Here is a 9,528-nt window from a genome sequence, read left to right on the forward strand (position 1 = left end):
AGCTGCCGGGCGGATCCCGTCTCGGAGAGAGCCGACATGACCCGAATCATCGCCCTCGCGGGCGTCGCGGCGCTGCTGTCCGGCACCGTCGCCCTCGCGCAGACCCCGCCGCCGCCGCCCAGCGGCCCGAGGCCCGGCCCCGAGGCCGGCGCGCCGCTCCCGCCGCCGCCGCCCGGCGAGCCGCGGCGCGCGCGCGGCCCCGACGGTCCGCCGCCGCCACCGCCGCCGCCGTCGCGGGCCGCCCACATCGTGCTGGAGCGCGGCGACGCGCGGGTCGACGTGAGATGCGCCGACGACGACACGACCAAGGCCTGCGCCGACGTCACCCTGCAGATGCTCGAGAAGCTCGCGACCTTCCGGCCCTGAGCCCCCTCCCGCGCCCGCCGCACCGGCGNNNNGCCCCCCGGGGGCGCCCTCAGGCGCGCGTGCCGGGCGCCCTGGTCAGGCGGCAGCCGGTGATGCGCCACTGCCCGTCCGCGTCGCGGGCGAGGCTATACTCGGCCGTCCAGTCGACGCCGTACTCGTCCTGGATCGCCACCGACTGGACCACGCCCGCCGCGTCCGTGTCCCGCGCCTCGCCGAACACGAAGCTGCGGTGACGGTAGACCGGACGGTACTGGTTCCGGACCATGCCGATGAACAGGTCGGCATTCGGGAACAGCTCCCGGATCCCCGGCGCGGCCTGCTCGTAGGCGGTCTGCGCGTCGTCGCGGCCGAGCGCCTGCGCCTGCTTGGCGATGACCGCCCGGGCCGCCGCGCGCCCCGCCTCGTCGGCCGCCGCCGGCCCCGCGAGGCCCAGGACGAGGAGCAGGACGGACCAGGCGCGCATCGCTGTCACTCCGGCAGAGTCGGACCGAGATCCGTCATCGTCCCATGAAGATGGTCTCCGCCGCGCCCACGACAATGTCGGCCGCGGTGCCGACGATGATCGCCGCGCCGTCGCCGGTCACCGGGCCGCGCGGAAGCGCGTCCCGGCGGGCAAGCGCGGCCGGTCGGGAAGCGCGCACGGGTTGGGCAGACATCGCGCCCTGGTTGTGCAAGTCGCTGGAAAGATGGGCATTTTCGCGCCCGTCGGGCGCCGCGGGTTTGACCCTCCGCCGCGGTTTTGCGAGCCTCCGTGGGCCGACTCGGTTCCGGCGGGGAACCGACCGGGCGGAGCGCGGGACGATGATGCGAAGCCACGCGGACGACAGCGCCGAGGCCCGTCCGGCGCCGGCCATGAGCGTCGGGGTGTTCATCCCGATCGGCAACAACGGCTGGCTGCTGTCGGAGAACGCCCCGCAGTACCGCCCGAGCTTCGCGCTCAACAAGGCGATCACCCTGAAGGCGGAGGGCTACGGGCTCGACTTCGCCCTGTCGATGATCAAGCTCCGCGGCTTCGGCGGCAAGACCGAGTTCTGGGACCACAACCTCGAATCCTTCACCCTGATGGCGGGGCTCGCCGCCGTCACCACCCGGATCCGGCTGTTCGCCACCGCGGCGACCCTGTGCCTGCCCCCCGCCATCGTGGCCCGCATGGCGGCGACCATCGACTCGATCTCCGACGGGCGCTTCGGCCTGAACCTCGTCACCGGCTGGCAGAAGCCGGAATACGACCAGATGGGCCTGTGGCCGGGCGACGCGCATTTTGCCAATCGCTACGATTACCTGGCCGAGTACGCGCAGATCCTGCGCGACCTGTGGGAGACGGGCGCCAGCGACCGCAAGGGCGCGTATTTCCAGATGAACGATTGCCGGCTGAGCCCCCGGCCGCAGGCGCCGGTGAAGATCATCTGCGCCGGCCAGAGCGGCGCCGGGCTGGCCTTCACGGCCCAGTACGCCGACTACAATTTCTGCCTGGGCAAGGGGCTCAACACGCCGACCGCCTTCGCGCCCGTGGTCGAGAAGCTCGCCGAGGCCAGCGCGCGGACCGGGCGGCGGGTGACCGCCTTCGCGCTGTTCATGATCATCGCCGACGAGACCGACGACGCCGCCATGGCGACCTGGGCGCACTACAGGGCGGGCGCGGATGCCGAGGCGATCGCGTGGCTCGGCGCGCAGGGCGCGGCCGACACCAGGTCCGGCAGCGACACCAACGTGCGCCAGCTCGCCGACCCGGCCTCGGCGGTGAACCTCAACATGGGCACCCTGGTGGGCAGCTACGCCAGCGTGGCCGCGATGCTCGACGCCGTCATGACCATCGACGGGGTGGAGGGCGTGCTGCTGGTCTTCGACGATTTCCTCAAGGGCCTCGACGCCTTCGGGACCCGGATCCAGCCCCTGATGCGGTCGCGCCGGCACGTGACGGCGGCAGCTCTGCCCGAGGTCGCCTGATGGACCGCCCGACGACCTATCCGATGGACCAGCCCGCCGGCTTCCGCGACGCCCAGGGTCGGCACGGCGGCGTCGTCCTGCCGGCCCGCCCGGAGCCGATCGCCCTCGATCCCGCGACCACGTTCCTCATCGTCGTGGACGTCCAGAACGCCTACGCGAGCCCGGGCGGCTACCTCGACCGGGCCGGCTTCGACGTCTCGGGCACCGGCCCGGTGATCGCCCGGATCGCCCGGGCGGTGGCGGCGGCGCGCGCCGCCGGCATCCCGGTCCTGTGGTTCCAGAACGGCTGGGACGCCGCCTATGTCGAGGCCGGCGGCCCGGGCTCGCCGAACTGGCACAAATCCAACGCCCTCAAGACCATGCGTCGGAATCCTGAAGCGAACACGCAGCTCCTCGCCAAGGGATCCTGGGACTACGCGCTGGTGGATGCCCTGACGCCGGAGCCCGGCGACATCGTGATGGGCAAGCCCCGCTACAGCGGCTTCTACAACACGCCCCTCGACAGCACCCTGCGGGCCCGGGGCGTGACCACGCTGGTCTTCACCGGCATCGCCACCAACGTCTGCGTCGAGTCGACCCTGCGGGACGGGTTCCACCGGGAGTATTTCGGGATCGTGCTGGCCGACGCCACGCACCAGGCCGGACCGGAGAGCCTGCACCGCGCGGCGCTCGCCAATATCGAGACCTTCTTCGGCTGGGTCTCGGACGTCGCCGCCTTCGAGTCCGCCCTCGGGGTGCCCTCGCGCGCCCCGGTCGGCGCCGATCTGGCCGGATAAGTGCATCGCCCGCCCGGCCGGTGACCGGCAGGGTGCGCGAGGACCGCCGCGACGCGGCCCTCCGCGCGGCCTGCCCGGCCCGGCCGTCAGGTCGAGCGCGGGAGGCGCGGGGAATGCCCAAGCAGGTCGTGATACCGCCGGGAACCGGCAAGCCGCTGGCCCCCTACGTGCCGGGCACGCTGGCCGACGGGGTCCTGTACGTCTCGGGCACGCTGCCGCTGGACGCGGAGGCCAACGTGGTCCATGTCGGCGACGCGGCGGCCCAGACCCGCCACGTGCTGGAGACCATCAAGGGCGTGGTCGAGGCCGCGGGCGGCACGATGGACGACGTCACCTTCAACCACGTCTTCCTGGCGGACTGGGCCGACTACGCGGCGATCAACGCCGTCTACGCCGAGTATTTCCCGGGCGAGAAGCCCGCGCGCTACTGCATCCAGTGCGGCCTCGTGAAGCCCGAGGCCCGCGTGGAGATCGCCGCGATCGCCCATATCGGCCGCTGATGGGCCCGCTCCACCACGCTGTGGCGGGCCCGGCGGGCGGTCGGCCGGTGCTGCTCTCGCCGGGGCTCGGCGGCGCGGCGGGCTACTTCGCGCCGCAGATGGCGGCCCTGACCGCGCGGTTCCGGGTCGTCACCTACGACCATCGCGGCACCGGGCGCTCGCCCGGCCGGCTCGCGCCGGACCACGACGTCCCCGCCATGGCGCGGGACGCGCGCGCGGTGCTGGACGCGGCCGGGATCGAGCGGGCCGACGTGGTCGGCCACGCGCTGGGCGGTCTGATCGCCCTCCAGATGGCTTTGGACGCGCCCGACCGGGTCGGGCGGGTCGTGGTGATCAACGGCTGGGACGCCCTGGACCCGGCCACGCGCCGCTGCTTCGCGGCCCGCCGGGCGATCCTGGCCGGGGGCGGACCGGAGGCCTTCGTGCGGGCGCAGGCGATCTTCCTGTACCCGGCGGCGTGGCTCTCCGCGCAGGCCGAGCGGGTCGAGGCCGACGAGGCGCAGGCCCTGGCGCATTTTCCCGGCGCCGAGACCGTGCTGACGCGCATCGCCGCCCTGGAGGGCTTCGCCATCGCCGACCGCCTCGGAGCGATCGGCCACGAGACCCTGGTGATGGCCGCCCGGGACGACGTGCTGGTGCCCTACACCCGGTCCGAGCGGCTGGCGGCGGCGCTGCCCAACGCCCGGCTCGCCCTCGCCCCGGAGGGCGGCCACGCCCACAGCGTCACCCGGCCCGAGGCCTTCAACCGGGCGCTCCTGGACTTCCTGGACCGGGACTGAGAGCCCGCTACGCCCGCAGCGCGATCATCGGCAGCACCACCGCGTCGAGGGCGGCGGCCAGCACCGGGAGCAGGGCCGGCCAGCGCAGGGTCGCCGCGGTGCCGATCTGCCCCCGGGCGAAGGCCAGGATCAGCATCGGCACCAGCGGCAGCAGGTCCCGGACCTGCAACCCGCCGTGGCCGGCCGCCGGGGCGAGGGCCTGCGCCAGCACCGTCAGCCAGAGGCCGAGCAGCGCGCCCCCCGAGAGCCACAGCCGCTCCGCGAGCGGGGGAAGGGGCCCCCGCCGCAGCGCGAAGGGCGGCACCAGCAGCGCGGCGGCCCAGAGCGCGTAGAGGATCCCGGGCAGCGGGACGGGCAGGGATCCGAATCCGCCCCCCGCGCCGGCGGGGTGCGGCGGTCCGAGGCTCGCGGCCGGGAGGGCCGGCAGCAGGGCGAACACGGCGAGCGGCAGCCGGTCCCGGCAGGCGCGGGCCAGCCGCCCCGGAGGTGGGAACGGCACCAGCAGCATCCCCGCGAGCGGCGCGCAGGCCGGCCGCGCCAGCACCACCAGGCCGATCGCCAGCGCCGCTCCGGCGCGGCGCGCCGATCTGCGCCGGCCCGTCATCGGCCGGGGGCTGAGCAGCGCGGCCGCGAGCGCCGCCAGCGCCAGGACGAGCCCGTCCGGGCCGGAGGCGGCCGCGAGCGAGGCCGGGCAGCACAGCAGCGCGAACAGCGCGGCCCGTCCCCGGGTCGCCAGGGCCAGGGCGGCGAGCCCCAGGCTCAGGAACGCCGCGATGCGGGCGAAGGCGAGGGCGAGGGCGGCCGGCTCGCCGGGCAGGCCGATCCAGGCCAGCGCGAGGCAGGCCGGGAGGCCGAGGCCCAGGAAGGCGCGGGCCCAGAACCGGCCGCCGGTGACCGGCAGGTTCACGGCCGCATCCCGGGGGCCGCCGCGGCCCCGGCCGGGTCGACCGGGCGGTCGGCCTCCGCGCCGAGGGCGCGCGGCATCGCCATCCCGCTCAAGCCGCGCGCCGCGCGCGCGCGGCGCGCAGGAGGTCCGGCACGAGCCCCGGCAGCGCCGCGGCCAGGAGGCCCGCCGCCCGGAGGACCTCCACGGCCTCCCGGGGGGAGCGACGGGCTAGGGCCAGGGCGAGCCGCAGGGGCACCTGCGCGCCGAAGCTCGCCGCCGCCAGGGCGAGGGCCGTCCCGGCGCCGTGGTGCTTGCCGGCATAGAGGATCTGGCTGCGCAGGAAGTAGAACAGCCGCCGCGCCCGCACCTGCCGGGTCGTACCCTGGCCGACATGGCGGGCGACCGCCCCGGCCACGTGCCGCACCGCGAAGCCCGCCGCCCGGGCCCGGGCGCAGAGGTCGGCATCCTCCCAGTAGACGAAGAAGCGCGGGTCGAACCCGCCGAGCGCCCGGAACAGGTCGCGGCGGATCATCAGGAAGGCGCCCATCACCTGGTCGACGGCGCGGTCCTCCGCGTGGTCCCATTCGCGCAGGAAGTGCGGCCGCACGAGGCCCAGGCGGTCCAGCGCCAGGGCGCGGCCGACGAGGCCCAGCGCCGAGGGCGCCCGGGCGCAGGAGCGCGCGGTCCGCCCGTCCAGATCGACGAGCCGCGCGCCGACGATCCCGGTCCGCCGATCGGCCGTCAGGGCGGCCAGAGCCACGCCGAGCGCGTCGGGCGCGACCTGCGTGTCCGGGTTCAGGAACAGGATCGCGGGGGCGTCGCCGGCGGCGGCGCCCTGGTCGCAGGCCCGGCCGAAGCCGAGATTCGCGGCGTTCTGGATCAGCCGGAGCGGGCGGGGCAGGGCGGGCAGGGTCTCGGCGGAGCCGTCCGTGGAGGCGTTGTCCACCACGGTGACCTGCACGGCCGCGGCGTCCCGCGCGGCCGCGAGGCTCGCGAGGCAGGCGCGCAGCAGCGAGCCGCCGTTCCAGTTGACGATCACCACGTCGAGGGCAGGGCGGTCGGTCACGGCAGGTCCCGGGGCGGCCCGAGGCGGCCGAGGGCGCCGTCGCGGGCGGCCGCGAGGAGCCTGAGCAGCACGGCGGGCCGCCAGCCCGAATCCGCCCAGTACAGCCCGGCCTGGAGCGGCAGGTAGGCGGCCTGGGCGAGCTTCCAGCGCAGCGGCACGTGCGGCAGCCGCCACGCGTAGATCGCGTTGCGCAGGTAGGTCGCCATGCGGAACAGGGGCTGGCGCGGCATCGTGATCCCGAAGGCCCGGACCGTCCCGCCGCCGACGCGGTGCGGGATCGCGACGGCGTCGGTCTGGTAGCAGCCGTAGCCGAGGCTCCAGGCACGGAAGCACCATTCGAGCTCGACCCCGTCGATGAAGAAGTCGCCGCGGAAGGGCCCGACCCGCGCGAAGGCGTCGAGGTCGATGAGCGAGCCCGAGGTCGCCAGGAACTGCACCGGGGCGAGGTCGTCGCGTGCCGGCGCGCCGGGACGCGGCGGGTAGGCGGGCGCCTTGTGGCCCGGTGCCGGCGCCGGGACCGGGCCGACCACCGCCGCCGGGATCCCGGCCTCCCGCAGCCGGTCCCGCGCCGTCAGCAGCGCGGCGGCGAGATCCGCGGGCGGCTCGGCGTCCTGGTCGAGAAGGAGCAGGGTTCCGGCCCCCGCGGCGCGGGCGGAAGCGGCGATCCGGTTGAGCGCCTCGGCGATGCCGAGATTCGCGCCCTCCGACAGCAGGGTCACGCCGGACCGGGCGAGTTGATCGGCCGTCCCGGCCGGGAGGCCGCCGTTGTCGAAGGCGATCACCGCGGCGTATCCGGCCGAGGCCAGGGCCCGGACGCGCGCCAGCTGGTCCGGCCGCGGCCGGAACAGGGTGATCCCGAGGACGAGGCGGCCGGGCCGCGGATCGGGCACCGGCCGTGCCCCGGTAAAGGGTGCGGCAAAGGCCCCGGCGACGGTCGCGGGACGGCCCGTCACGCCCGCTCCACCGCGGCGGTCGCCGCCTCCAGCGCGGCCGTGATGGCGGCGGCCTGCTCGGCGCTGAGCGGGCCGCGGGCGAGCCGCATCTGCAGGGCGAGCTTCAGGCCCTCCTTGGCGCGCACGACCGAGGGCGGGGGACCGTCGCCCCGGGCGGCCTCGGCCTCCGCCATCCGGGCGAGGATCGCCTCGAGAATCGGGCGGTTGCCGTCCAGGAAGGCCTGCCCCTCCGGCGTGATCGTGTGCAGCCGCTTGGTGCCCTCCCCAGGGGTCACCGTGACGTGGCCGAGTTCTTCCAGGAGAGTGAGCGTCGGGTAGACGGTTCCGGGGCTCGGGCTGTAGGCGCCGCCGACCCGCTCCTCGATCGCCTTGATGATCTCGTAGCCGTGGCGGGGCTTCTCGGCGATCAGGTGGAGGATGACGAGGCGCAGGTCGCCGTGGGCGAAGAAGCGCGCGAGGTCGCCGCGGCCGCCGCGGCCGAACATCCGGCGCTCGCCGGGCCCGCGACCCGGGTGGCCGTGGGGCCCGTGCCGTCCGCGTGGATCGCCGCCCATCGGGCCGCGATGGGCGCGGACGCGGAAGGCGTCGAAGGGATCGGCGCGGAGGAAGGCCGAGAGACGGGGATGCATGGATTCGACTCGATTTCGATATGACTAATTTTAAGATATATCGAAATACCGTCGGCTGCAAGGCCGTCGCGCCCGTCGCGCGGCGCGGCCTCCGATGCGGCGTCCGATGCGGCCTCCGGCGCCAGCGCCGATGGGGCCCCACGGTTTACGGCCTCGGCCGGTTCCGTTAGTGCGACGGGTGTCCGACAGGACGATCGTTCCCGCGCCGCCTCGCGCCTCCGACGCTGCCCGCCAGCTGCCGCCCATGACCCGATCAGAGCCCCGCGCCCCGACCGCGCCCGCTTGGCGGGCGGCCGACGGATCCCGCGCCCCGTGACGGCCCGCGGCGAACGCCCCACCGCAGAGTCCTGAGATGCGCCGCGGCTCCGACGGGACCGGCCGGATCTCGGCCCTGACGCGGATGCGACGCCGCCTCGGCCGGCTGCGCGACCCGCTGGCCACGCCGTCGGCGCTGCACCGCCGCTGGGCGGGCGCGGCGACCGGCGCGGACCTGGAGGCGCGCCTGATCGCCGTCCTGGCCCCGCACGTCGACGCGGCGTTCTACGCGAGCTGGTACGGGATCGCGGCCGACCCGGTGCGCGACTACCTCGTCCACGGCTGGCGCGCGGGCCGCGACCCGCGCCCCGACTTCGACTCCGCCGCCTACCTCGCCGCCCATCCCCACATCGCCCGCGCCGGCATCAACCCGCTCCTGCACGCCCTCGCGCGCCGGCGCGGCGGGGCGGGCGGGGAGGGGGAGGCGGCCGCCCTGCCGAGGCCCGACACGGCCGAGGCCCACCGCCTCGCCCGCCGCCTCGTCGACGGCGCCTTCTACCTCGCCGGCAATCCCGACCTCGCCGCCGCCGGCGTCGACCCGGTCGACCACTACATGGCCTCGGGCTGGCGCGAGGGCCGCGAGCCGGCGCCGCAATTCGACACCCTGGCCTACTGCCTCACCCGCGGGATCACCTTCGCCACACAGAACCCGCTGGTCCACTACGTCCTCCACGGCGGTCCCGCCCGGCCCGACCCGGACGCCGCGCTCGCCCTGCGGATCGAGACGCTCGCCCCCTACTTCGACGCCGCCCACTACCGGCAGCGCCTGCCCGAGCCGCAGGCCGAGGCTCTGGCCGGGGCCTCGGACGCCGCGCTGCTGCGCCACTACGTGGCGGAGGGCTGGCGGGCGCGGATCGGCCCGCGGCCGGACTTCGACCCGGCCGGCTACGTGCAGGCGCGGGCCGGCAGCCGGGCGGTCAGCGACGACCCGTTCTTCCGCTACGTCGCCGAGACCCGGCTCTCCGGGGCCGAGCCGTTCGCGGAGCCGCACCGGCTGAACCTGCCGGCGGTGGACGCGGACTGGTACCGGGCGACCTACCCGGACGTGGGCGGGCGCGAGCCGTTCCTGCACTTCGCCGAGGCGGGCTGGCGGGAGCTGCGCGATCCCGGGCCGGGGCGCTCGACGCTGGCGGCGCTGCTGCGGGTCTGCGGGCTGCGGCCGGCGCGGGCGCCCGTGGAGGACACCGGCTGGCTGGGGGCGATCGGGCGGGAGACCCTCGACCGGGACGCGCTCCTGGACCTGCAGGCGCGGCTGGTGGCGGGGCATTTCGACCACGGCTTCTACCGGGCGCGCTACGGCCTGTCCGAGGC

Annotated in this window: 10 protein-coding genes and 1 pseudogene; 6 read left to right on the forward strand and 5 right to left on the reverse strand. The window is 75.8% G+C overall.

Annotated features, from left to right (window positions below):
• Positions 1-36 precede the first annotated feature (36 nt).
• Positions 37-366: a hypothetical protein gene (locus tag ACTJK8_RS04350; protein WP_012318570.1), complete on the forward strand. Its 330-nt coding sequence runs from the start codon at positions 37-39 to the stop codon at positions 364-366.
• A gap of 49 nt (positions 367-415) precedes the next feature.
• On the opposite strand, the gene ACTJK8_RS04355 is transcribed toward ACTJK8_RS04350, so the two are convergent.
• Positions 416-829, reverse strand: coding sequence for a DUF4864 domain-containing protein (locus tag ACTJK8_RS04355; RefSeq protein ID WP_012318569.1), 414 nt, complete (start codon positions 827-829; stop codon positions 416-418).
• A gap of 389 nt (positions 830-1,218) precedes the next feature.
• Here ACTJK8_RS04355 and rutA point away from each other — a divergent pair, with 389 nt between their 5' ends.
• From rutA to rutD, 4 genes are all read left to right on the forward strand, one after another.
• The gene (rutA, locus tag ACTJK8_RS04360) at positions 1,219-2,313 is read left to right on the forward strand and encodes a pyrimidine utilization protein A (RefSeq protein ID WP_024830461.1); all 1,095 of its coding nucleotides are present in this window, start codon (positions 1,219-1,221) and stop codon (positions 2,311-2,313) included.
• A complete protein-coding gene (gene rutB / locus ACTJK8_RS04365) occupies positions 2,313-3,089 on the forward strand; it encodes a pyrimidine utilization protein B (RefSeq protein ID WP_440761569.1) in 777 nt (258 codons plus the stop codon). Before rutA ends, rutB begins: the two co-directional genes overlap by 1 nt.
• 113 nt (positions 3,090-3,202) lie before the next feature.
• Positions 3,203-3,589: a pyrimidine utilization protein C gene (gene rutC / locus ACTJK8_RS04370; RefSeq protein WP_012318565.1), complete on the forward strand. Its 387-nt coding sequence runs from the start codon at positions 3,203-3,205 to the stop codon at positions 3,587-3,589.
• On the forward strand, positions 3,586-4,368 hold the full coding sequence (gene rutD / locus ACTJK8_RS04375; RefSeq protein ID WP_162471043.1) for a pyrimidine utilization protein D: 783 nt from the start codon (positions 3,586-3,588) through the stop codon (positions 4,366-4,368). The genes rutC and rutD overlap by 4 nt, the downstream gene beginning before the upstream one ends.
• Before the next feature lie 7 nt (positions 4,369-4,375).
• Here the strand turns inward: rutD and ACTJK8_RS04380 are convergent, their stop codons facing one another.
• The 4 genes from ACTJK8_RS04380 to ACTJK8_RS04395 form a co-directional block, all read right to left on the reverse strand.
• On the reverse strand, positions 4,376-5,275 hold the full coding sequence (locus ACTJK8_RS04380) for a hypothetical protein (protein WP_440761570.1): 900 nt from the start codon (positions 5,273-5,275) through the stop codon (positions 4,376-4,378).
• A gap of 88 nt (positions 5,276-5,363) precedes the next feature.
• Positions 5,364-6,320 (reverse strand): glycosyltransferase family 2 protein, encoded by a 957-nt coding sequence (locus ACTJK8_RS04385; RefSeq protein WP_440761571.1) that lies wholly within the window; start codon positions 6,318-6,320, stop codon positions 5,364-5,366.
• Entirely contained in the window at positions 6,317-7,273 is a 957-nt protein-coding gene (locus tag ACTJK8_RS04390; protein ID WP_083743829.1) for a glycosyltransferase family 2 protein, read from the reverse strand. The genes ACTJK8_RS04385 and ACTJK8_RS04390 overlap by 4 nt, the downstream gene beginning before the upstream one ends.
• Positions 7,270-7,902 (reverse strand): PadR family transcriptional regulator, encoded by a 633-nt coding sequence (locus ACTJK8_RS04395; protein ID WP_012318560.1) that lies wholly within the window; start codon positions 7,900-7,902, stop codon positions 7,270-7,272. The genes ACTJK8_RS04390 and ACTJK8_RS04395 overlap by 4 nt, the downstream gene beginning before the upstream one ends.
• Before the next feature lie 352 nt (positions 7,903-8,254).
• Here ACTJK8_RS04395 and ACTJK8_RS04400 point away from each other — a divergent pair.
• Positions 8,255-9,528, forward strand: a pseudogene (locus tag ACTJK8_RS04400) (glycosyltransferase); the annotation flags it as partial.

This window comes from Methylobacterium sp. 22177, assembly GCF_052045615.1.
GTDB classification, from domain to species: domain Bacteria; phylum Pseudomonadota; class Alphaproteobacteria; order Rhizobiales; family Beijerinckiaceae; genus Methylobacterium; species Methylobacterium radiotolerans.